This is a genomic window from Terriglobus roseus DSM 18391, from assembly GCF_000265425.1.
GTDB lineage: Bacteria > Acidobacteriota > Terriglobia > Terriglobales > Acidobacteriaceae > Terriglobus > Terriglobus roseus.
This window is the reverse complement of record NC_018014.1, coordinates 4,779,668-4,802,558: the sequence shown is the minus strand read 5'-3', so window position 1 is coordinate 4,802,558 and position 22,891 is coordinate 4,779,668. Positions and strand designations below refer to the sequence as shown.

Genomic DNA, 22,891 nt, shown 5'->3' with positions numbered 1-22,891 from the left:
GTTAGCGCTCGCAGCCTTCGCACATCATGCGGTCCTTGCCCGCGTGCTTGGCGCTGTACAGGGCGGCGTCGGCGGCGTCGACAAGGTCATCGGAGGTGCATTGGGCCTTGCACATGGCCAGGCCCATGCTTACCGTGATGCATTCCTTCTCCCAGGGAAAGGCGTGCATCGCGTCCAGGATTCGTTGGGCCAGCCGCTGCGCACCTTCCATAGGGGTTCCGGGCAACAGGATGGCGAACTCCTCACCGCCAAAGCGGCAGGCAATATCTTCAGCTCTCTTCACGCGCTGTAAGACGGAGGCGACATGCTGCAGCACTACGTCGCCGTATGGGTGGCCGTAGCGATCGTTCACGTTCTTGAAGTCGTCCACGTCCAGCAGCATCAGCGCCATGGGCTGCTTGCTGCGGTGCGAACCCATCACAAAGGTTTCCACCTGGGCGTTGAAGGCGCGTCGATTCCAGAGGCCGGTCAACTCGTCGGTTAGCGCCAGCGAGTTGAGTTTACGGTTGGCTTCTTCCAACGCATCCTGGATCTCCTGCAGCTTGCGTTCCCGCACCATGTGTTCCGTCATGTCGACAGAGCAGCACGCCAGCAGCTTGGTGTCGGGTGGGATCTGGCACGCGACCTTCATGCTTCGCCAGTAGCTCACGGTGCCGTTTGGCTCCGGGATTTCCACGAAGCTCTCCTGCAGCTTGCCGCTGCGCAGAACGTACTCGTCCTCACGCACGATTTCTTCTGCCGTCTGCTTGTTCCACAGGTCGTAGCTGGTCTTGCCAATCCACTCCACTGGCGAGACGTTGAAGCGGTCTGCCAGCTTCTGGTTGTAGAAGAGGATGCGGCCGGTCTTGTCCTTCAGATAGATTTCGACGGGCACGTTGTTCAGGATGGTGTCGAACATGACGTGGGTGCGTTCCAGTTCAGTTGCCATCTTGGCTACGGTCGCGGCGCGCTCGCGCAGTTGCAGACGACTGCTGATCTGCCGGCCCAGCACCTTCAGCGCGCGAATCTGCTGCCGCGTCAACGTCGAGGGGGCTGTGTCCATCACGCAGAGTGATCCGATGCGCGTGCCATCGACCGTGACCAAGGGCATGCCGGCGTAGAAGCGGATGCCGCCTTCGCTGTGGATCATCGGACCGTGCTCGTCAAAGCGATGGTCAGCGTGGGTATCTTCGACCATCATGACGTCGTCCTGCAGCACCGTAAAGCGGCAGACGGATTCCTTCATGGGGACGCGCGCAGCGGGTAGGCCGACGGTCGCCTTGGTGAAGTTTTCGGTATCGGTCAGCAGCGACATGGCGCCAAGCGGTTTACCGCAGATCGCGGTGGCCAGCTCGACAATCTCGTCAAACTCATCCTCGGGCGAAGCGTCTGCCAGGCCCAGCAGGTTGAGCAGGGCCTCGCGCGGAGTCTCCGAGATGACCTCGTCGGAATGTAGAAGTGTAGATGGCGTCATCGTGAATATGCCTCGTTCCACATGCCTTACACACCGTTATACCGCTAGACGGGACACGCTTCCGGGGTCCAGGGTCAGACGTTCTTACGGTAGGCGCATGGAATTGTTGATGACATGAAATCGTCCGCGTTCGTCGATTCCAACGTTGGACATCGGGACGTGATGGTCGTGCGGGTAGAGGACCAGCCACTTCTCTGGGACGGCGCGCGCGTAAAAGCGCTTGCGCTCCTCGATGGTTCGCAGCGGGTCCAGATCGAATGCCATGGCCCAGCTGACGTCGAGGTGGGCCGTGGTCGGCAGCAGATCGCTGATGAAGCAGGCGTGATCGTCGCCACTCTCGATATGGACTGCCATCAATTGCGCGGTGTGCCCGGGGAAGCATTCGGTGCGGATGCCGGGCATGATGTCCGCGGCGGTGCCTTCGATCAGCCGCATCTGGCCGCTCGCGATCATGGGTTCATAGTTATCCGCGACGTAGGAGACACGGTCGCGCTCGAATTGGCGGCGACCATGTTCTACCTCGCCGACGTGCGTGATGTACTCGGCGTTCGGGAAGAAGGGGACGGCTCGGCCGTCGTGCTGCAGCACGGTGTTCCAGCCGCAGTGATCCCAGTGCAGATGCGTGTTGATCACGAGGTCGATGTCGGCCGGTGCGATGCCGGCAGCAGACAGTGATGCGGGCAGCTGCTCCTGCGTGGCGCAGATCTCCTTGATCTTGGGTGTCAGCTTGTTGCCGAAGCCGGTCTCAATTAGTACGGTCTTGCCGCCGATGCGGACCACCACGCAGTTCAGGCCAAGCATCACGCGGTTGAGTTCGTCGGCCTCCATCCGCCTGGACCACATCGTCTTCGGGACCACGCCGAACATGGCGCCGCCGTCGAAGCGGCAGGTGCCGTCGGTGCAGACGATGATCTCCGCATCGCCGATGCGCGCGCGTCCGCGGATCAGTTCGTCGTCGTCGGTGGCGAGGTACTCGATAGGCATTCGCATAGCGTAATGCTTCCTGCCAGGGACAGGCTCGTTGCGCTTCTGCAAAAAAATGTGGAACCACGATCGAACCGCCTGCGTAAGGGCTTTTAGAACCAGACAGCATGGACGCGCAGGCCTTCGATTGCTCGCGTTGATTCTGCGTTCCCGTACTTTTCGCGATGCGTAGCTGCAGTAGGACACGCATCGCCGCACCGGTTTTCGCAGCCTGAGGAACACATCATGAAGACTTCACTTGCCGCCGCGGCATGGTTCGCGGCGCTCTCGATCTCGCACGTCTCGAATCCGGCCTCAGCCCAGACGCTGCAAACGCTGCAGACGCTGCAGGCTACATGCACGGACGGCGCGCCCATGATCGGCATGGTGCGCGACGGCACCGGCGCGTCCATCGCGCAGGCTGCGGTCACCCTCGACAACGGTGTCACCACTCAAACCGCTCCCGACGGAAGATTCCGGTTCGGCTGCGTGACCAACGCTGCCCATCGTCTGCATGTCGCCGCAGAGAGCTTTGCGCCCACGGACCTGAATACCGCGGCTCGCCTTCGTTCCGAGCTGAGCATCACCCTGCACCCCAGTGAGGTCCAGCAGAACGTCGACGTCAGTGATGCGGAGACACCGCACGGCGTGGACAATGCTGAGAACAGCGGCGCCTCACGCACGTTGCAGGGCAACGACCTGAAGGCACTCGCCGACGATCCCGACGATCTGTTGCGGCAACTGCAGAACATGACGGCAGGCAGCGGCGGCGATCCTGAATCGGCCATGATTACTGTCGATGGCTTCCAGTCACCAACCAAGCTGCCGCCGAAATCCTCCATCGCCTATATCCGCATCAACCCGGACCAGTTCGCAGCGGAGTATCAAGAACCGCCCTACATGGGTGGCCGTGTCGAGGTGTATACCAAGCCGGGCCAGCCGCGGCTGCATGGTGACATCTTCATGACCTACGGTGGCTCCGCATTGAATGCGCGTGATCCTTTCTCCGTCGCGAAAGGCACGCTGGGCAAGCAGCGCTTCGGCTTTGACCTGAGCGGTCCCGTCCGCAGGCAGGGCAGTGACTTCGCGCTCAGCCTGGAACATCGCAGCATCGATAACATCGCCGTCGTCAATGCGGTCACGCTGGATGCTAACGGCAACGCCGTGCCACTTACCGCGAGTGTCCCGAAGACTGAGCGGTTGTGGGTCGCGAGCGCGCGCCTGGGCTGGCAGCTTGGACCAAAGAATACGTTCATCGCCACTTACTCGGCGAACGTCAATAACCTTCAGAACCTGGGTGTCGGTGGAACCACGACGCAGGAGGCAGGCTACAACGCGACGCGCTATGAGCACATTGTGCGGTTCACCGATATCACCACCATCTCGGCACACTGGATGCATGAAGCACGCGCCAGTCTGCGCTTTGGCGGCGAGGACGATACGCCCGCCAGCCTTACACCGCAGGTGCAGGTAAGTGGAGCTTTCACCGGTGGCGGCGCTAACATCGGCGCGCAGCGGCAGCACGAAATCCTGCTGGAAGTACTGGATGATGCCATCTACACACGCGGCAGACACACTGTGAAGTTCGGCATGGACCTGCGCAGCGCGCGCGAGCGCCAGCAGATTACACAAGACTTCAACGGCACCTATATCTTCGGCGGTGGTGCCGCACCCGTGCTGGATGCGAACAATCAACCCGTCGCAGGCAGCAGCACCGTCATCACGGGCCTGGAGCAGTATCGCCGCGCGAAACTGAACCTGGCGGGTGGGACGCCGACGGCGTACACCGGCCTGACCGGTTCGCCACGCATCGATTTCGTGCAGACACGCACCTCGCTCTTTGTGCAGGAAGACTACAAACTGCTGGAGAATCTTAAGCTCTCCTTCGGTCTGCGTTACTACGCGCAGAGTCTGCCCTCCGTCACCGGCGATCTCGTGCCGCGCGCCGGCATCGCGTGGTCGCCGGACAAGAAAGCGACGTGGACTCTGCGCGCCCACGCCGGCATGTTCAACGGCCGTTACAGCACGGAAGATGCCACCGAGTGGGCACGCCTGAACGGTACCGCAAGACAGAGCAACCTCGTCTACTCGCCTGTCTACGGCAACCCGTTCTCGGCAGGCGCTGTGCCAATTACGACGGTACGGACCTTTGCTCCAAAGTTCGGTAACTCATGGTTCAGTGAGGAGCAGGTGAATGTGGAGCACTCCATGCGCGGATGGAATCTCAATGCCGCCTGGTACTGGCTGCACCTATGGAACGAAGCGCGTGTCCGTAACATCAACACACCCATCGACGGTGTGCGGCCGCTCGCGCCCAACAGCAACATCCTGCAATCGCAGAACAGCGGCAAAGGCTACGGTCACGCGCTCTTCTTCAGTGCGGAAGAGCACAGCATCAAGCGTATGAACCTGTTTGTCGGTTACGTCTTTGCAGAGGTCTTCGACACGGGCGGCAACGATACCTTCATGCAGCCGCAGAGCGCATACTCTGACGCCGGCGAATACGTTATGCGCGATAACCAGAACCGCCACCAGCTCATTCTGAATGGGACACTGCACCTGCCCGGCAAGCTCGACCTGTCGACCGAGACCAACCTGCGCAGCGGCCGCCGCTACAACGTGACCACTGGCTTCGATAACAACAACGACGGTAACTTCAACGACCGGCCGATGTACGCAGCACCCGGCGATCCACGGGCGGTCGCAACCCGCTTCGGCAACCTCGTTACGACAGGTGGAACGGCAGTCTTCGCACGGAACGTCGGCACCATGCCCGGGGCCGCCTACGTCGATATGAACCTGAGCCGCAGCTTCACGTTGACGCCGCACGCCGCGAAAGACCGTCTTCAGACGCTGAGCGCCAATGTACGCGCGGCCAACGTTCTCAACCACACCAATGTCCGCCGGGTGGGTGGCGTCCTGGGTTCTCCGCTCTTCGACAAGCCCTACTTCGCAGATACCGGACGCCGCATTGAGTTCGGTCTTCGGTACGGATTCTAGGCTGACTACGTCAGGAGTAAGCCGGGAAAGCTGGCGGTGTTATCCACCGGTCGAACGGACCGAAGCTGAGCCACCTGACGCTCCTAAAGCCAACGGCAGGGCGGGCTGGAGGCCTATGAAAAACGGGAGACTGCAAATCTAAAATAATTATCAATAATCATGTTGCCCTTCGTTCCGCCTCGGGCCTATTATGCCGCCCGCAACGTAAACCATCGCGTTGCGGTTGTGAGGCCAGAACAACATGGAACCAATGACACTAAATCCTGTCCCACGTGGACACGAGGCGCCCAAGAAGAGCGCCGGCAACTTCAGCAGATCATCCCTCATCATCCGCGTGGTTCTCTTCACCCTGCTCGCAGCCTTCGCCGGCCGCGCGCTGGTGGCGCAGGACACGACCGCAACCATCCTCGGAAACGTCACCGATCCGTCGGGCGCCGCCGTGCCCAAGGCGGAAGTCACCATCACCAACACGGCGACCAACGTCACCACGGTGGTCACCACCACGGACTCCGGCGCATACTCCGTCCCGCAGCTGAACCCCGGTTCTTACTCCGTCAGCATCAAGACACCCGGTTTTCAGACGGCCGCTATCTCCAACCTGGTCGTTGCCGCCGGTGATCGCCGCCGTGCCGACGCCGCGCTGAAGATCGGCGGAGCGAACGAGACCGTTGAGATCACCACGGCAGCACCGGTCCTGCAGACGGACGCATCGTCCATTGGCAGCAATGTGACGGATCGCGCCGTGCAGGATCTTCCGCTGAACGGTCGTAACTTCATCAACCTGGTCCAGATCATCCCGGGCGCCACGGAAGGCGCCCCCAACAGCATCAGTTCCGGCACCCGTCCGGACGATCGCCGTCAGAGCTCTTCGGTCTCCATCAACGGACAATCGGAAGTGTTGAATGACCAGCTCGTGGACGGTCTCGACAACAATGAGCGCGTCATCGGCACCATTGGCATTCGTCCTTCAATCGATTCCATCCAGGAAGTTCGCGTCCTCACCAACAGCTTCTCGGCGGATGGCGGCCGCGCTGGTGGCGCGATCATCAACGTCATCACTAAGAGCGGCACCAACAACTTCCACGGCACGCTGTACGAGTTCTTCCGCAACGATAAGCTGAACGCCTTCGCGTACCAGTACGGTGCCGGCCGCGCCAAGCCGCGTCTGCGTCAGAACCAGTTCGGCGGATCGCTTGGCGGGCCCATCTTCAAGGACAAGGCCTTCTTCCACGGCGACGCGGAGTTCTTCCGCCAGATCCGCGGCAGCCTGCCCAGCCAGTTGAACGTGCCAACCGCGTTCCAGCAGGCCAATCCGGGCGACTTCTCGGACGCCATCCCTACCGGCACAATCCTGCAGACAGACGGTGTTACGCGTAACGGATGCGCAGTCATCGCAGCCAACGTCACCGATCCCACGCAGAACCAGACCACAGGCTGCGTCTACGACCCGAATCCGGCATCGCCCGGCTACCTGAGAAATCCTCTCGTCGGGAACAAGATCCCGGCTGCTTTCCTTGATCCGATCGGTCTTGCCTACTTCCGCCTGTACCCACGGCCCAATGTTGGCAGCACCGGCTATGTGAACGTCCGCAATAACGAGCAGTATTCCGTTGTGTACGACGCTCGCGTCGACTACCACTTCAACGAGAAGAACCTGCTCTTCGCCAAGTACATCGTGAACGATGTGTATACGGTGTCGCCCGGTGCTCTGCCCATCTCTACGGCGAATGGTTTTGCCATCGATCCGCAGACGGGCAATGGTTTCGGCACGTCACCGCAGATCGCGCGGAATGCCGCGCTGATCTATACACACACCTTCACCTCAAACCTGCTGACGACTCTTGGTGCAAGCTGGACGTTCATCAACGGTGGTTCCAATCCGCTGAACTACCAGGTAAACCCGAACACCAAGCTCGGGCAGCCCAACATCAATATCAGCGATGCGACCTCGGGCCTTGCACTGGCACTGCCGACCGGACTCACGGGTCTGGGCAACGGCGGTAACTTCGTGCCGCTGTTCAACAAAGACAACAGCTACCAGTTGAACGGTCAGGTGATCTACACCCGTGGCAACCACAGCTTCCGCATGGGCGCTGCCGGTATCCGCCGTATCGCACGCAACCAGCAGGACAACAACGGCAACGGTTCGTGGACGTTCCGTGCCGGCGCACCCGGTCTGTTGGAAGGTATCTTCTCAGCAGCCGTCCGCAACGTGAATCTTTACACGCCGTACTACACCACCTGGGAGCCCAGCTTTTACTTCCAGGATGACTGGCACGTCGCGTCGAACCTGACCCTGAACCTGGGTCTGCGGTATGACGTCTACACACCCTTCCTCGAGAAGAACAACCACATCTCCAACTTCGATCCGGCATGCGCCTGCATCCTCCAGGCGGGTGTCAATGGCGTCAGCCGTTCGGCCGGCGTGAAGGTGGATTACACCAACCTTGCACCGCGCGTGGGCTTTGCCTATACGCCCATGCAGAGCCTGGTCATCCGCGGTGGCTTCGGTCTGGCTTTCTTTCCCAGCAACTACCAGTCGCCAACAAACCTGAAGAACACGCCCAACATTTCGATCTACGGCAACTGCTCCACCTTCCAGTCCGCGGCAGGTACCAGCGGTTGCAACCAGAACTTCAGGCTCTTCCGCCAGGGCATTCCGCTGCCGAACATGACTCCCGGCACGGCAGGCGCTGCTATCGTTGGTTCCATTCCCGCCACCATCGACCGCAACTTCGGCTCGGGCTACCTGGAGCAGTTCAACCTGACCGTGCAGAAGGACTTCAAGGGCAACGCCATCACGGTCTCGTACGTTGGTCAGGTAGGCCGCAAGCTGTCCACCGGGTTCGATATCAACCGCGCACCTGCCAATGTATCCGGCAGCCAGGCGCTTCGCCGCTTTGCCACACAGTTGCCGAACGTCACGACCATCACGCAGACGTTCAGCACGGGCGCTTCCTCCTACCACTCGCTGCAGGCGACGTTTGAGCGCCGCTTCTCCAATGGCCTTGGCTTCAACGTCAACACCACCTGGTCGCACCTGCTCGATAACGCTCCAAACATCAACAACCAGAATGGCAACGGTGTCGGCCAGATACTGGCAACGCAGAACTTCGATGACTACGGCAACGGCGATCTCGATGTTCGTAACCGCGTCGTCGTAACCGGCAACTATGCCATTCCGTGGGGCAAGGGAACCTCTGGCTTCCGCAACGCGCTAACTGCCGGCTGGCACGTCAACGTGCTGAACCTGTGGTCGACGGGCCTGCCCTTCACCGTGCTGAATGCCTCGAACATCAGCGGCACCAGCCCGGGTGGATCGGCGGACCGTCTCAACGTACTTAGCGATCCATTCTCGAACATCCGTCCGGGCACCGGCAACACCTCCGGCGCTCTGCAGTTCTTCAACGGCAATACGGATCCTGCACGCGGTGCGGTTGCATTTGCTCCACAGGCTGCAGGAACCTTCGGCAACGAGCGCCGCAACCCGTATCACGGACCACACTTCCGTCATTGGGATGCGTCGCTCTTCAAGGACTTCACCGTCTATCGCGAGACCAAGCTGCAGTTCCGGGCTGAGGCCTTTAACCTTGCCAACCAGACCAACTTTGCCAACCCGTCGACCGGCGTAACCACGCCGTCCACCTTCGGCGCGCTCACCTCCACCATTGCCTCGTACCAGCCGCGCCTCTTCCAGTTCGCGCTGAAGTACGAGTTCTAACGAACCCGCCTCACCACACACGAAGAGCCCGGGAGACTTCCTCCACGGGCTCTTTGTGTTTGGCAATGTTGGATTATTGATAATCGCTTGCGCATCGTATTCCGCGCGACCTAGAATGCGACGCGCAGCGGTTTTTCAACGGCAGCGCCGCAGCGTTCACACGATGCGGCCATTTCATCGCCGACACTTTATGCAAGGCGCCCGTCGGAGAAGTCTCCTTCTACGCTTTGCCTACACTTTGCAACCCATACCGACACGGAGTTACGGAAGATCATGATCGTCACCAGAAGGCACTTTGGAAAGATTGCAGCCGCTACCGGCGCTGTTGCTGCGTTTGCGAATCCAGCAACGATGTTCGCTGCGGCCAAGCCCAACTCAAAGGTTGGCGGCGTGCAGCTTGGCGTCATCAGCTACAGCTACCGGCAGATGCCTGATTTCCAGACTCAGAACGCGAATGCCGTTCTGCGCTATGCGGTTGAGAACGGCATCAACGCCGTCGAGCTTGAGAATGTGCAGGAAGAGTGGGCCGGCGCGCCGAAGCGGCCAATGATGCCGCGTCCTCCGGCCCCGAGCGGGCAGACTGCCCAGACCGGGCCGCCGACGGGTGGACCGCCGCCACGCCGGCAGATGTCGCCGGAGCAGATGGCCGCACAGGCGAAGTTCGCGGAAGACCTGACGGCCTTCCGCCTCTCCGTGCCCATGAGCAAGTACGAGGCGTTGCGCAAGATGTACAACGACGCTGGCGTCGAGATCTACGCGTTCAAGATCACGCTCAACATGAAGATGAAGGACGCTGAGTTCGACTACGCCTTCAAGGCAGCGAAGGCCTGCGGCGCCAACCAGATCACCATGGAGATGCCGGACGGGCAGCCGGAGCTGACCAAGCGCATCGGCGACTTCGCCAGCAAGTACAAGTTGTGGGTGGGCTACCACGCCCACCTGCAGGCCACGCCCACCACGTGGGATGAGGCCATGGCGCAGTCGCCCTACAACGGCGCAAACCTCGACATCGGCCACTTCATCGCTGCCGGCAACTCGCCGGAATCTGCGCTGGAGTTCATGAAGAAGAACCACGCCCGCATCACCAGCTTCCACGTGAAGGACCGCAAGTCTGCCGCGCACGGCGAAGCCAACACCCCCTGGGGCGAGGGCGATACACCCATCAAGCAGGCGCTGCAACTGATGAAGAAGGAAGGCTGGAAGTTCCCGGCGACGATCGAACTCGAGTACCCGATCCCGGCTGGATCCGACTCAGTGAAGGAAGTCGCCAAGTGCCTGGCGTACTGCAAGGCTGCACTGGCCTAGGACTTCGCACCGTTCTCGACATGCTTGGCATGTTTGTCTGCGGTTCCACGATCGTTATAAAGAAAGCCCGGCCTTGCGCCGGGCTTTCGAATTTAATGGCCCGCAATTATCCGCGAGCCACTCCACTCTGATGCCCGTTCATTAGGACGCGAAAGTGAACAAGTCGTCGCTGGCATTGTTGGTGCCGCTTTTGGTCACTACAGCAATCCTGGCCACCTCTAACTGTGGTGCGATCCAGATCTTGGTGTTCTTGTGCGCTGTCATAGCCTGTACAGATGTCGCTTCCTTCAATTTCATTTGGGGGAGGTCTCCTTAATTGCGTTCCTGCGCTTGGTAATGCAGATTTGCGAGAAGTATATGCCCATGGTGTAACTGTCGGCTCCTATAATTGCAGCGCACTTACACCCCCTGCTTTGGAGATCCCCCTTGATGCGTTCCAACGTGAGCTTCCTCGTGGTCGCTACCTTTGCCATGTCTTCAGCCTTTGCTTCCGCGCAGGCTAGCCGCACCTGGGTTTCCGGTGTCGGTGATGATGTGAACCCCTGCAGCCGGACCGCCCCTTGTAAGACGTTTGCCGGCGCCATCAGCAAGACGGCGGCCGGTGGCGAGATTGACGCACTCGATCCCGGAGGCTTCGGCACCGTGACCATCACAAAGTCCATCGTCATCGACGGTGGCGGGCAGATCGGCTCCATCCTGGGTTCAAGCACAAACGGCGTCAACATCAACGCAGGGGCCGGCGATACTGTAACCCTGCGAAACCTGACCATCAACGGTGCTGGCACCGGTACAAACGGAGTCAACGTCACAAGCGTCGGCTCATTCGCGCTTGAGAACGTTACAATCACAGGCTTTGCGACTGGCGTGAATATTGCACCGGCGGCTACGGCCAAGGCAATGCTCAGTCGCGCCACCACCAGCGGTAACAGCACGGCAGGACTCGTGGCCGGTGGCGCCGGTTCCAGTGGCCTCGTCAAGGTCACAGCGACCGATTCGGTCTTCAGCGGGACAACGGCTGGTTCGGGCGTGGTGGCGGGCAGCAACAGCAACGTCACCATCCGTAACTCCGTGTCTTCCAATAACTCCGGTAGCGGGTTCGCGGTGACGGCCACTGGAGCAGCGGCGCAGCTCACGCTGGTCAACTCAACGGCCTCATCCAATGGCGGGCCCGGCCTGTCTGTCTCCGGCACCGCGAGCGCAAGCGCCGTGGCCCGCATCGTGGGATCGACAATCCTCTTCAATACCGGTGGCATCAGCATCGGCACCGGAGGCTTCGTCGGTTCCTATGGCGACAACGAACTCACGGGCGGTATCGCCGGTGGCACGCTGACGGTGCTGCCGAAGCAGTAACCATACAAGCATCAGATCGCAAGGATTGTGAAGAGGAGAGGCCCGCGAGCAATCGCGGGCCTCTCCCTTTCAACTGGGCACAAACGCAGAAAAGCCCGGCGCGAGGCCGGACTTCCTGTGACTGTTAGCACTGGCACCAGACTCACGCGCAAAGCGCGTCGAGAGCGGTGCGAAGCACTAGTCCTGTTCCTTGCGAACCTTCTTGCGATTCCGCTTACGTGCCAAGGCTTCCTTGACGCGCTTCTTCTCGCCGGGCTTCAGGTAGAAGGAGTGGCGCTTGACTTCCTTGATGATGTCTTCCTGCTGCACCTTGCGCTTGAAGCGGCGAAGAGCATTCTCGAGGGGCTCACCCTCTTGCAGACGAACTTCTGCCAATGTAAAAACACCCCGCTCCCAGGCCTCGCAGGCCATCTGTAAGGTTACTCCAGATTCCGGGAAAAAGCACGCATGGCTGCAGGTCGCGCCCGATTCGGGACGATGCACGACGGAAGACGGCGCTGCCCAGCATCCGCCGGGCATGGTTCCAAAGTAGCCTGTTCGGCGGTGCATCTTTCTGCTATACCAGCTCTTACTCCATGAATCTGCAACCCATCCGCGCTCTCGCGGCGGCCGTTCTGGCCGTCGCCGCCACGACGTATCCGGCGGCGCAAGCCGTGCCGGCTCCCCAAAAGTCCGCGCCGGCGACCGATCCCTATCGCGACGAGCCGCTGGTCTTTGAGCGGCTGGACACGGACACACGCATGAAGGCGGACGGCACGGGCGAAATCATTTCGCACCTTGTGGTCCGGGTGCAGTCGGAGGGCACGGCGCGGAGTCTGAGTGTACTAAGCCTCAGCTTCGCTTCTGCGACTCAGACGGCTGCTTACGATTTCGTAAGAGTGCATAAGAAGGACGGAACGACAGTGGAGACGCCCGTGGCTGACACCATGGAGATGTCTTCGGATGTGTCGCGGCAGGCGCCGGTCTACAGCGATCTCAAGGAGAAGCACCTGCCCGTGCGCGCCCTGTCGGTTGGCGACACGTTGGATTACCAGGCGCGTGTCGTATTGACGAAAGCGGAAGCCCCAGGACAGTTCTGGGGTGGAACGCACTTTGTAGCGGCGGGCGCTGTAGTCCTGCAGCAGGCCGTGTCTCTCTCTGTGCCCGTTGACACCTACGTGCAGGTTTATAGCCCGAAGCATCCGGCCACGCCGGTCACACGGGACGGCCTGAAGGTATGGACCTGGACCTCATCGCAGTTGAAGCCATCGCAGCGCGACGAGAACGGCAAGATGACGCCCGCGGATATCAAGGATCCGGACACGGATGCCGAGGGACGATCGCTGCCGTCTGTGGCGTGGACCACGTTTCGCAGCTGGGATGACGTAGGTAAGTGGTATCGCGGCCTGATCGATCCCCGGGCGCAGCCGACACCGGAGGTGCGTGCGAAGGCGGAGGAATTGACGAAGGAAGCCAAGTCACCGGAGGCGCAGGTTCAGGCGTTGTATCGCTTCGTGGCCACGGGCATTCGTTACGTCGGCATCGGCTTTGGCGTCGGTCGCATTCAGCCACATGCTGCCGCTGACGTATTGGCGAATGGCTATGGTGATTGCAAGGACAAAGACACGCTGTTTGAGGCTTTGCTGCGTGCCAAGGGCTTTACGACGGCGCCAGCGCTCATCGGCGCGGGCATCGCACCGGTTGTAGATCTGCCGTCACCTACAAACTTCAACCACGAGATCACAACGGTCGATCTGCCGGGAACAGGCCGCATCTGGCTGGACACCACGGCAGAGGTTGCGCCCTTCAGGCTTCTGTCGCCCAGCATCCGTGATCAGGAGGCTCTGGTGTTGCCCGCCAACGGTCCCGCAACGCTCATGAAGACCCCGGCCGATCCGCCATTTCCCTACAGCGAAACCTTCGAGTCTGTGGGGACGCTCAGCGACAAGGGAGTGCTGAAGACCCACATCTCCATGATCGTGCGCTCCGACTCAGAGCTTGCTGTTCGCAGCATGATGCAGAGGCTCTCGCCTTCGCAGTGGGATGAAGCGATGGGCTATATCGCTGCGGGGTTGAACTTCGGCGGCAAGGTGACCAATGCGGATCTCCGCCAGGACGACCCGGCCGGGCCGGTGCATCTGGGCTTCGACTACACCCGCGAAGACTTTGCGGACTGGAAGAATAACCGCATCTTCGCTAACTTTCCCACGCTGGAAGTAGTGACCCTCGATAAGGACAAAGCCCCGGACTACAACATCAACCTTGGCGCACCGCGCACCCTGGTGGCGCGCAGCACGCTTACCGTGCCAGCGGGCGACCGAATGGAGCTGCCCAGCGCCGTCCATGCCGAGCGGCCTTACATGACCTTCGACAAGAAGTACCGCTTCGCCGATGGCAAGTTCCTTGCAGAGCGCACCCTGGTCATCAAGCAGCAGAAGCTGAATAAGGACCAATGGAAGGACTACCTCGCCTTCTCAAAGGAAGCGGGCTTTGAAGATGGCGAAAAGTATGCGGTACTGATTCCGGCTGCTGGTAAGGCCGCACCCGCATCGAACTTCTCCGCGGATACCGCAACGCATCAAGAATTGGAAGTGCAGATCCTCTCGCTTGAGAAGGCGCAGGACTGGGCAGGCGCACGACGCCTTGCCACGCGTCTGAAGGAGAGATTCAGCAGCGAGCCGTATGTGGACAGCATGCTGGCCTACGTGGATTTACACGACCACAAATACGACGAAGCCGTTGCAGGCCTCAAGGCGGAACTGGCGGCACATCCAGATGACGACAGCAACATCGTCAGCCTGCTCGCTGGTGCGTACGTGACGCAGAAGAAATATGCTGACGCGATCGATCTGTTGAAGCAATATTCCAGCCGTAACGATTTGCGTTTGCTCGGCCTGTTGATGTCCGCGCAACAGGCGAGTGGCGACATGGAAGGAGCACTCGCAACGATACGGGGTGCCATCGCGAACAAACCGGACGACAAGAATCTCCAAACCAGTGCGGTCAGCCTGTTGAAGCAAATGCACCGGAATGCGGAGGCGGTGGAAGCCGCACATGTAGCGCTGGATGGCGCCGACGATCCGAACGTCATCAACAACAACGCTTACTTCCTGGCGGAGATGAAGGCGGATCTGCCGTTTGCGGAGGAGCAGTCGCAGAAGTCAATCGATCTGTTCGCCAAGGCAACGGGCAGTGGGACGGTGCAGGAAGCGAACACGGAAGCCTTCAACCTGTCGGCGGAGATGGTGGCAGCGTGGGACACACTTGGATACATCTTCCTCATCGAGAAGAAGGCAGCGGACGCTGAGCCGTATCTGCATGCGGCCTGGTTCCAGTCGCCGGACATCGTGAAGGGCGATCACCTTGCATTGGCGTACGAGGCGCAGGGCAAGAAGGCCGAGGCCCTCCGCATCTTCCGGCTCGCCCTTCAGACGGAATTCGCAAAAAATGCGAAGGAGGAGTTTGCGGAGGCTACCGCACACGCCGAGAAATTGGAGAAGGCAGGTGTGAAGGCACCGGACGACTCGGCACAGTTGCTGGCCATGCGTACCTTTCACATCCCCAAGGCAGCAGGCGCGCAGGGCGGCGGAACGGTGCGCCTGCAGATCGACCGCCACGGTGTGGCGGACGCCATCCTGGTAACGGGCGCGGAACCACTCAAGGCGGAACTGGAGTCGGTGAAGAAGCTGGCAATGCCAGGCGCCGTGCCCGCCGCATCACAGGCTCGTGTTCTGCGCGACGCGGTCGTCTATTGCGGAAAGACGACCGCAGAGTGCGACTTCGTTCTGATGACGCGGTCCGGCATCGGGGCGGAGAGCGCTTCGGAGTAAGTGCGCTTACTCGCCCGGATGATACGTGCGTTCGATGTGGCCCTTGAGCTGGTCAGGGTAGTACATCACCTCGCGGAAGTCGCCGCTGGCGTAGCGATCCTGCTCATCGTTGAAGTGCTTTGAGCTGGGGTCGCCGCTCTCGCCGCCGCAGGTGATGGCGCGTGCGCTGACTCGCTTGGGCCCGAACTCGACAACGGCAACGAAGCTGTTGCCGTGCGTGCCGTAACGCTTCTTCGTATTGGGATAAGCACGCGCCGCAGAGGACGCAAGCGAGCCCCAGACCGATGCGGTGAAGGGAATTGCGATGCTTGGTTGCGCGTCGTCGAAATGCGGCACAATGCTGTCATCCAGCCGCTGGTAGCGGTTGATCTCACCCCACGGCTTCTGCCAGGCGCCAAAGTCTGCGGTCAGCTTGTCCGTTGCGGTCTGCAGTCCCGTCAACAGTGTTGCCGCTGGTATCTTGGTGGCCACGTAGTCCTCCCACAGCGTGTGTTCGCGATAGGCTTCGCCGGCAACGGGCGAGCCCGTCGCCTCGCCCCAATAGATTGCCAGCGACGTTGCGACGGAGTCCGCGCCCCACTTGTAATCCCACTTACGCAGAACTTCCATCTGTGGTGCCAGCGCTTTGCGTTGCGCGTCATCCTGCGGCAGCGCGTCGTACGCCTTCAGCAGTACGGGTACGGTGCGCGCGAAGTATGGCAGGTAAGGATCGAACGCTGCAGCAAGCAGGCTGTCGAGTGTAAAGTCCCTGCGATCGTTAAGAACCTTAACCATGTGCAGGCCGCGCGCTGTCTCGATGCTCTGTTCCACGTACGGCGGATAGTCCGCCTTTTTCAGCGAGCTCTCACCCGCGCCGGACCACGGTGCATTGTTCACGTTTTCCAGCCAGCCACTATGCGGATTATGCAGTTGCGGTATCTGCGCCAGCGGCATCAAGCCCTGCCAGTCGGTCGCGGGGTTACTGCCATCCACGGGCTTGGTGAAGTCGTAACGTGTATCGCGTTCCGGAATATAGTTGCCGTGCCAGTAAGCAATGTCGCCGTCGGCGCTCGCAAAGATGGTGTTGTTCGACGAGTTCGCCATCAGCTCCATCGTCGTTTTGTAGTCGGCATAACTGCGCGCCTTGGTCCGCAGAAAACTCTGCTGCAGCGCGGGCACCGGCTTGTTCATCAACTCGATGCTTACCCACGCATCGCCATCCGCACGCACAATGGGGCCGCGATGATCGAACTTCGCATCGAAGCTACGCAACTTCATGCTGCCGTCGGCTGCCTTGTACTGCAGCGTAATGGCGCGCGTCTTGAATGGCTTCGTGTCGCTGCCATAGCGATAGCCCAGCACCTTGCCGTCGACGCGCATCAGTGTGTCGCGGAACTCATCGACAGCATCCACGTTCGACGAGGTGTGCATCCATCCGGCGCGATCGTTGAAGCCCTGGTAGACAAAGATTTGTCCCCAGGTCACGGCGCCATACGCGTTGAGGCCTTCATCGCTCTGCATCTGCAGTTCGCTGCGAAAGAAGAACGAGGTATGCGGGTTGATCAGCAACAGCGGATGATGATTGGCCGTGTTCCCCGGCGCAATCGCGGCGCCGTTCGATCCACTGGGTTCGACATCGCGGTTGACCTGCGCGAGCTGCGCAGCCATCGCGTTCTGTTCGTCGATGCTGCGTTGTGCCGTACTCTTCGCGCCGTAGAACTTCTCCAGCTCGGTAAGGTTCACGCGTTCGATGTCGCCACCGATCGAACCTTCGGTGAAGCTTAGCGCCATCCACGGTTCAAAGTGTGTCAGGACGCGCGGCTTCGTCTCTGGATGTTTGCTCAGGTAGAAGTTCGCGCCGTCGGCCCACGCATCCATCAACGCCTTCAGCCACTGCGGGCTGTCGGCATAATCCTGCTTCAACACTTGCGGATCGATGAAGAGTTGCTGCCGCAGATCCTGCCAGATCTTCGCCTCGCCGTCCGCCTCGGCCAACCGGCCAAGGTTGACGAGATAGTTGTTCTCCACGCGATTGAAGTCGTCCTCGCACTGCGTGTAGATCATGCCGAAGACGGCGTCCGCATCGGTCTTGCCGTGCACGTGCGCAATGCCCCAGTTGTCGCGCGTGACCGTGATGGCCTTTGCGTGCGCAGACCATCGTGCGGGTTCGGGCATCGTGGAACTCACCGCGCTCTTTTGCGCGAATGCAGGGGTGGCAGCGACGGCGAACAAGAGAGCAGCAGCGGCAGTGCAAGGCTTCATCAACGGAATCCTGGAGGCGCGGGCGGTGCTATGAATCTAGCACCGCGCTGCACCCCAAGATAGAGTCGGGTGCCCCACGTCTCGCACTTGAGACGTGGGTTCAGATGTAGGTGCATCCACGGCCCCTCACGCCTTGCATTGTTCTGCTCATCGCATTGCTCGTGCGTCTGACCTTTGTTGCTCGATGCGCCGCCTGCAATTTGTCCGCTCGGAAGGGCACAGCTTCAGCTGTGCCGATACCTCGTCAGAACGTGACCGGCTTTAGCCGCTGAGGTTCAGCGTTCTTGTCACGACCGCACACGAAAAGCTAAACCTCAGGGGCTAAAGCCCGGTGCCTCGCCGGAAGTCATTGGCACAGCTGAAGCTGTGCCCTTCCGATCAACTACCTTTCCGATGAACCAACTTTTCAGATCAACAGACCTTTCCAATGAACTAACCTTTCCGTTGAACCAACTTATCCGATCAACTAACCCTTCCGATCGGCTTGCCCTTCCGAACAGCTGAGGTCTCGATCTACCTGCCTTTGAAGGCTCGATCTACATGCCTTTCCGATCAACTGTCTTCACGGAACACCCAATCCGAAAAGGCAGCCGCTTACTCCGGCGCTGTCATCACCCGTTGCGCATCGATCTTCGCCGGGTCGAGCTGGATATCGAAACCGGCGCCAGTAGGCAGCGCAATATGCGCGTTCTCCACCACCATCGGGTTCTTCTCAAAGTGGTGATAGTGCTGCATCTTGATGGCAAGATACTCGCCCAGCGGAAACGTCATGGGTGACTGGCTGAAGATGGTGTGCACTGCCGCGCGCAGGCTGTGGCCGTGAGGGATCAACGGCACATCGTAGAGCGAGCAGACCGTGCCGATCTTCAGCAGTTCGGTGACGCCGCCGCACCACTCCGGATCGGCCTGCACGACGGAGAGAGCATTCGCCTGAAGGTAACGATGTGCCTCCCACCGGCCGTAGAAGTGCTCGCCGCTGGCGATGGGGATCGATGTGCTGCGATGCATCTCGGCAAAGCTGCCGATCTTCTCCGGATGGGTGACCTCTTCCATCCAGCGCGGGCGGTACTGTTCCACGCGGTGGGCCCACTCCAGCGCGTAGTTCTGGTCCCAGCCGCTGAAGGTATCGAACATCAGCTCCGTGTCGTCGCCCACCGTCTCGCGCAGCGTCTTCACCAGTTCCACGTTCTTGCGCGTGCCCTCCGGCCCAGAGCCCGGGCCGTAGGCAACGAACCACTTCTGATAGCGGAAGCCCTGCTGCTTCAACTCCAGCGCGCGTGTGCGCACCTTGTCCAGCTCAAGCGACGACCCCAGCGCCGAGACATACATCTCCACTTTGTCGCGTGAGGGTCCGCCCAGCAGCCGATAGACGGGTACGCCGTACAGCTTGCCGCGCAGATCCCACAGCGTATTGTCCACGGCGGAGATCGCCATCATGTAATACCCATCGCGGCTGTGCCGGTCGCTGCGATACATCTGGTCCCACAGCACCTCGCCGGCAAGCGCATCCTTGCCGATCAGGAAGGGCCGCAGCCGCTCATAGACGATGATGGCGGGCTCTTTCTCAATGGGGCCGTACAGACCCTCCAGTCCGCCGGTCGCGCGGATGCGCAGGTAGATCGCACCGTACTTCACGGTGTTCTCGCTACCCGGCTTGTCGACGTAGACGGGCGGTCGCAGGCTGTCGTAGACATCCTCCGGATTCACCTGCGCCTGCTTGTTCAGGCCGCTGCGGGATGTGTAGTGGCCCTGCAGCTCAAGCAGATCGACGGCTTCAATCTTCAGCGGAGCAACGCCCGTCGGCCGCGCCATCGAAGGTTGCGCAACACTCTCACGCGGTGCGATGCCTGCCGCCAGGCCTGCGCCCGCGGTCCCAATGGCTCCAAGAAAACTACGACGATTCCAACCAGTGCCCACGCACCCTCCGCATTACGGCTCGCACTTTCGCAACACGCGACGAGCCTGTCATCAATCCGGCGGAAGGTTATCACCGGGGCCCGAACTAAATCGAGCGCCGACTGATGTGGATGGCGTCCACATACTCTTGCTATCATCCTCCATCAGTCCTATATCCCCCACGAGAGGTTAGAAAGCATGCGTGTCATGGTGTTTGTGAAGGCGACCGGCGAGAGCGAAAAGGGCACACTTCCGTCAGCCGAATTGCTCGAGGCAATGGGCAAGTTCAACGAAGAACTGGTGCAGGCTGGCATTCTCCGCGACGCCGCCGGCCTCAAGCCCACATCGCAGGGCAAGCGTATCGCCTTCGACGGCACCGGCCGCACCGTCATCGACGGTCCCTTCGTCGCCACCAGCGAGCTGGTCGCCGGTTTCTGGATCTGGGAGGTAAAGAATATGGATGAGGCTGTCGCATGGGTCAAGCGCTGCCCCAATCCCATGCCCGGACCGAGCGAGATCGAAATCAGGCCGTTCTACGAGATGTCGGACTTCCAGTAACGGGGTGGTCGCGCAAGAGGAGTGGTGCCCCACGTCTCGCATCTGAGACGTGGGTTCCAGCTTGCCTCTACTTCAGAACGAACGAGTACAGCGTGTCACCCGATGACGCAACGACATATTGCATGCCGTCGAGCTGGAAGGTGATCGGCCCGTTGCTGACCGAACCGCCCAGACCCGCGTGCCACAAAACGGCTCCGGTCGCAGCGTTAAAGCCGACCAGGTTCGACGACGGGTCACCTGTGAAGAGCACACCGCCCGCCGTGGTCAGAATGCCGGAACGCGCACCCGGCGAAGCCCACTCGTGGTTCCACCGAACCTTGCCGGTCTTCGCATCCAGCGCACGCAGGGAAGCGCGCGAGAAGCCGCCACGATCATTGCCGGCCCAGCCCTCGGGCTTCTTGTTGTTGTCGAAGACGTAGTACACACTGGCCGCGTCATAGGCCGGCACATAGAACAGGCCGGTCTGCGGGCTGTAGCTGGGCGGGTACCAGTTGGAAGCGCCTGCCTGGTTCGGCATCACCAGCGTGCCGTTGGGCTTCGCCACCTTCGCCGGATTCGGAATCGGCTGGCCCTTGCTGTTCAGCCCCAGCGTCCAGTTCTGCATGGCGTAGGGCGTGCTCACCAGTGCCTTGCCGTCCGTGCGATCCAGCAGGAAGTACCATCCGTTGCGGCTGGCCTGGGCCACTAGTTTGCGCGGCTTGCCGGCGATGACGGTGTCGATCAGTACGGGTGTCTGCACCGCATCCCAGTCGTGCGTGTCATGCGGATTCGGCTGGAAGTACCAGACCAGCTTGCCGGTATCCGGGTTCAGCGCGCAGATGGTGCTGGTGAACAGGTTGTCGCCGGGGCGCGCATCGCCGTTGATCACGGGTTGCGCGTTGCCGGTGCCGAAGTAGTAGAGGTTCAACTGCGGATCGTACGTTCCCGCAACCCAGGTCATGCCGCCGCCATGCAGCATGGCCTCGTCGTTCGGCCATGTCTTCGCCTCGGGCGTGCCCGGCTCCGGATGCGTGTACCAGCGCCACTGCAGCGCTCCCGTCTCCGGATCGTGCGCTTCAATGTAGCCCGGAATGTCGAAATCATCGCCGCTGACGCCGACCATCACATGATTCTTGACGATGACGGGTGCGACCGAACCAAAGTAGAACTGGTCCGGATTGCCGATCGTCGCGTGCCACTTCTCTTTGCCCGTGGCAATGTCCAGCGCCACCAGGTTGCAGTCTTCCGTCTCAAAGTAAACGGTGGTGCCCTGCACCGCGACGCCGCGATTGCCGATGGTCTCGCCGCCCTTGCTCGGCCAGTCAAACTGCCAAAGCTGCGTGCCGGTGCGTGCGTCCACTGCCCACACATGGCTGGGCACGGTGAAGTACAGCACACCATTCACCTCAAGGGGCGTCGCAGAGATGCGCCGTCCGCCGCCCGTCGTCGTCGTCACGCGGAAGGTCCACGCCAACTTCAGCTTGTCGATCGTGGCGGGTGTGATCTTGGTGAGCGGACTGAAGCGCCGTCCACTGTAGTCGCCGTTGTACGTCGTCCACTCGCCACCGGCAAGCGTGCCCACGGTACCGCTTGCCGGTACCGGCGCTTTCGCGGCTGCGGGCGCTGGTGTATCGCGCTTGGTGGTGTCATGCGGGTTCGTGGCGTTCGTCGGCGTTTGCGCGGACAGGCTCACGGACAGCGCGGCAACGGAGAGGGAAGCAAGCAGGGTGCGGCGCGTCATTTCAGCGTATCCAGGTAGGTCGTCAGGTTGTGAATGTCGGCGTCGGTAATCTTTTCCAGCAGCGCTTCGTGGCCCGCATACGGATTGGTCGTGGTGACCTTCATGCCAGCGGTGCGATTGAACGACTTCGTCGCCCCCGTGGTGTGATCGCGCAACTGCACGGTGAAGTCGTCGATGCGAACCACATCGCCCGTCGCAGTCGTGCCGTTTGGAAACTTAACCACTGCCGTGATCGCTGCCTTCTTGCCGAGCCCCGAATTTGGGAAGAGGAACTTCTGCTGCAGCGCTGCTGCGGAATAACGCTTGCCGATCCCCGCAAGATCGCCCGTGGTCGAGTGGCACTTGTCGCAGCCGCCTGCGCCGTGGAAGTAAGCCTCGCCTGCCTTCACATCGCCCTCGGTCAGGTGCGTGGGATGGTCGTCATAGCCACTGCGCAGGATCTTGTTGACCGATGCCGAGAGGAACTGCGACAGGTCGTCTGCCTGCTTGTCGTTGTAATCAAACTTATGCGGCGGCGTGGACTTCAGATACGGCGACAACTCCTTGCCATGCAGCGATTCGCGCCGCTCATGCAGCACCAGCGTCGACCGCAGCAGGTCCGGCGCTCCACCCGTCATGCCGCGCGTGTCGTCGCCGTGGCAGCGTGCGCAGGCATTCGCGTACAGCTTCGCGCCACGCTCGACAGCCGTCGGTTCCGTGATGGATCTGGGGAACTGGGCGTGCATTGAAAGTGGGGCAACGATGCCACATGCCGCCACTGCCAGGATGATTCTTCTGTGGTCGAACCTCTTCACTCGCTCCGCTCCCTGCAGACTTCCATACGTCTCAGCTATTATGCCGCCCCTGATACGTCTCATGTCAGGAGCACTCCTTTA

General features: G+C 60.8%; 14 protein-coding genes. 6 read left to right on the top strand and 8 right to left on the bottom strand.

Annotated elements, in window-relative coordinates:
* Position 1: 1 nt before the first annotated feature.
* The gene (locus TERRO_RS19860; RefSeq protein WP_014787506.1) at positions 2–1,453 is read right to left on the bottom strand and encodes a sensor domain-containing diguanylate cyclase; all 1,452 of its coding nucleotides are present in this window, start codon (positions 1,451–1,453) and stop codon (positions 2–4) included.
* 84 nt (positions 1,454–1,537) lie between these two features.
* Positions 1,538–2,437, bottom strand: coding sequence for an MBL fold metallo-hydrolase (locus TERRO_RS19855; protein ID WP_342612524.1), 900 nt, complete (start codon positions 2,435–2,437; stop codon positions 1,538–1,540).
* 225 nt (positions 2,438–2,662) lie between these two features.
* On the opposite strand from TERRO_RS19855, the gene TERRO_RS19850 reads away from it, so the two are divergent.
* From TERRO_RS19850 to TERRO_RS19840, 3 genes are all read left to right on the top strand, one after another.
* A complete protein-coding gene (locus TERRO_RS19850; protein ID WP_014787504.1) occupies positions 2,663–5,416 on the top strand; it encodes a TonB-dependent receptor in 2,754 nt (917 codons plus the stop codon).
* 241 nt (positions 5,417–5,657) lie between these two features.
* The gene (locus tag TERRO_RS19845) at positions 5,658–9,137 is read left to right on the top strand and encodes a TonB-dependent receptor (protein WP_014787503.1); all 3,480 of its coding nucleotides are present in this window, start codon (positions 5,658–5,660) and stop codon (positions 9,135–9,137) included.
* A 273-nt stretch (positions 9,138–9,410) separates the two neighbouring features.
* Positions 9,411–10,442: a sugar phosphate isomerase/epimerase family protein gene (locus TERRO_RS19840; RefSeq protein WP_014787502.1), complete on the top strand. Its 1,032-nt coding sequence runs from the start codon at positions 9,411–9,413 to the stop codon at positions 10,440–10,442.
* A 141-nt stretch (positions 10,443–10,583) separates the two neighbouring features.
* On the opposite strand, the gene TERRO_RS23335 is transcribed toward TERRO_RS19840, so the two are convergent.
* The gene (locus TERRO_RS23335) at positions 10,584–10,739 is read right to left on the bottom strand and encodes a hypothetical protein (RefSeq protein ID WP_014787501.1); all 156 of its coding nucleotides are present in this window, start codon (positions 10,737–10,739) and stop codon (positions 10,584–10,586) included.
* Between the two features lie 132 nt (positions 10,740–10,871).
* Between TERRO_RS23335 and TERRO_RS19835 the strand changes: the two genes are divergently transcribed.
* On the top strand, positions 10,872–11,792 hold the full coding sequence (locus TERRO_RS19835; protein ID WP_014787500.1) for a right-handed parallel beta-helix repeat-containing protein: 921 nt from the start codon (positions 10,872–10,874) through the stop codon (positions 11,790–11,792).
* Positions 11,793–11,969: 177 nt separating this feature from the next.
* Here TERRO_RS19835 and rpsU read toward each other — a convergent pair whose 3' ends face one another.
* Complete coding sequence (gene rpsU / locus TERRO_RS19830; RefSeq protein ID WP_041592738.1) at positions 11,970–12,167, bottom strand: 30S ribosomal protein S21; 198 nt, start codon at positions 12,165–12,167, stop codon at positions 11,970–11,972.
* 200 nt (positions 12,168–12,367) lie between these two features.
* On the opposite strand from rpsU, the gene TERRO_RS19825 reads away from it, so the two are divergent.
* On the top strand, positions 12,368–15,601 hold the full coding sequence (locus TERRO_RS19825; RefSeq protein WP_014787498.1) for a DUF3857 domain-containing protein: 3,234 nt from the start codon (positions 12,368–12,370) through the stop codon (positions 15,599–15,601).
* A 6-nt stretch (positions 15,602–15,607) separates the two neighbouring features.
* On the opposite strand, the gene TERRO_RS19820 is transcribed toward TERRO_RS19825, so the two are convergent.
* Both TERRO_RS19820 and TERRO_RS19815 read right to left on the bottom strand, forming a co-directional pair.
* Positions 15,608–17,842, bottom strand: a complete 2,235-nt coding sequence (locus TERRO_RS19820; protein WP_014787497.1) for a penicillin acylase family protein — start codon at positions 17,840–17,842, stop codon at positions 15,608–15,610.
* Between the two features lie 594 nt (positions 17,843–18,436).
* A complete protein-coding gene (locus TERRO_RS19815) occupies positions 18,437–19,759 on the bottom strand; it encodes an enolase C-terminal domain-like protein (RefSeq protein ID WP_014787496.1) in 1,323 nt (440 codons plus the stop codon).
* A gap of 177 nt (positions 19,760–19,936) precedes the next feature.
* On the opposite strand from TERRO_RS19815, the gene TERRO_RS19810 reads away from it, so the two are divergent.
* Positions 19,937–20,296 (top strand): YciI family protein, encoded by a 360-nt coding sequence (locus TERRO_RS19810; RefSeq protein ID WP_014787495.1) that lies wholly within the window; start codon positions 19,937–19,939, stop codon positions 20,294–20,296.
* Positions 20,297–20,363: 67 nt separating this feature from the next.
* Here TERRO_RS19810 and TERRO_RS19805 read toward each other — a convergent pair whose 3' ends face one another.
* Together TERRO_RS19805 and TERRO_RS19800 are read right to left on the bottom strand one after the other, a co-directional pair.
* The gene (locus TERRO_RS19805) at positions 20,364–22,016 is read right to left on the bottom strand and encodes an acido-empty-quinoprotein group A (RefSeq protein ID WP_014787494.1); all 1,653 of its coding nucleotides are present in this window, start codon (positions 22,014–22,016) and stop codon (positions 20,364–20,366) included.
* The gene (locus TERRO_RS19800) at positions 22,013–22,741 is read right to left on the bottom strand and encodes a c-type cytochrome (protein ID WP_052313410.1); all 729 of its coding nucleotides are present in this window, start codon (positions 22,739–22,741) and stop codon (positions 22,013–22,015) included. Before TERRO_RS19800 ends, TERRO_RS19805 begins: the two co-directional genes overlap by 4 nt.
* Positions 22,742–22,891 lie beyond the last annotated feature (150 nt).

What these genes read in the sequence shown, in the direction of transcription:
- TERRO_RS19835 (WP_014787500.1), top strand. Translation starts at nt 10,872, where the DNA reads ATGCGTTCCAACGTGAGCTTCCTCGTGGTCGCTACCTTTGCCATGTCT.
- TERRO_RS19850 (WP_014787504.1), top strand. Translation starts at nt 2,663, where the DNA reads ATGAAGACTTCACTTGCCGCCGCGGCATGGTTCGCGGCGCTCTCGATC.
- TERRO_RS19855 (WP_342612524.1), bottom strand. Translation starts at nt 2,437, where the DNA reads ATGCCTATCGAGTACCTCGCCACCGACGACGACGAACTGATCCGCGGA.
- TERRO_RS23335 (WP_014787501.1), bottom strand. Translation starts at nt 10,739, where the DNA reads ATGAAATTGAAGGAAGCGACATCTGTACAGGCTATGACAGCGCACAAG.
- TERRO_RS19820 (WP_014787497.1), bottom strand. Translation starts at nt 17,842, where the DNA reads ATGAAGCCTTGCACTGCCGCTGCTGCTCTCTTGTTCGCCGTCGCTGCC.
- TERRO_RS19860 (WP_014787506.1), bottom strand. Translation starts at nt 1,453, where the DNA reads ATGACGCCATCTACACTTCTACATTCCGACGAGGTCATCTCGGAGACT.
- TERRO_RS19805 (WP_014787494.1), bottom strand. Translation starts at nt 22,016, where the DNA reads ATGACGCGCCGCACCCTGCTTGCTTCCCTCTCCGTTGCCGCGCTGTCC.
- TERRO_RS19840 (WP_014787502.1), top strand. Translation starts at nt 9,411, where the DNA reads ATGATCGTCACCAGAAGGCACTTTGGAAAGATTGCAGCCGCTACCGGC.
- TERRO_RS19845 (WP_014787503.1), top strand. Translation starts at nt 5,658, where the DNA reads ATGGAACCAATGACACTAAATCCTGTCCCACGTGGACACGAGGCGCCC.
- TERRO_RS19825 (WP_014787498.1), top strand. Translation starts at nt 12,368, where the DNA reads ATGAATCTGCAACCCATCCGCGCTCTCGCGGCGGCCGTTCTGGCCGTC.
- TERRO_RS19800 (WP_052313410.1), bottom strand. Translation starts at nt 22,741, where the DNA reads ATGCACGCCCAGTTCCCCAGATCCATCACGGAACCGACGGCTGTCGAG.
- TERRO_RS19810 (WP_014787495.1), top strand. Translation starts at nt 19,937, where the DNA reads ATGCGTGTCATGGTGTTTGTGAAGGCGACCGGCGAGAGCGAAAAGGGC.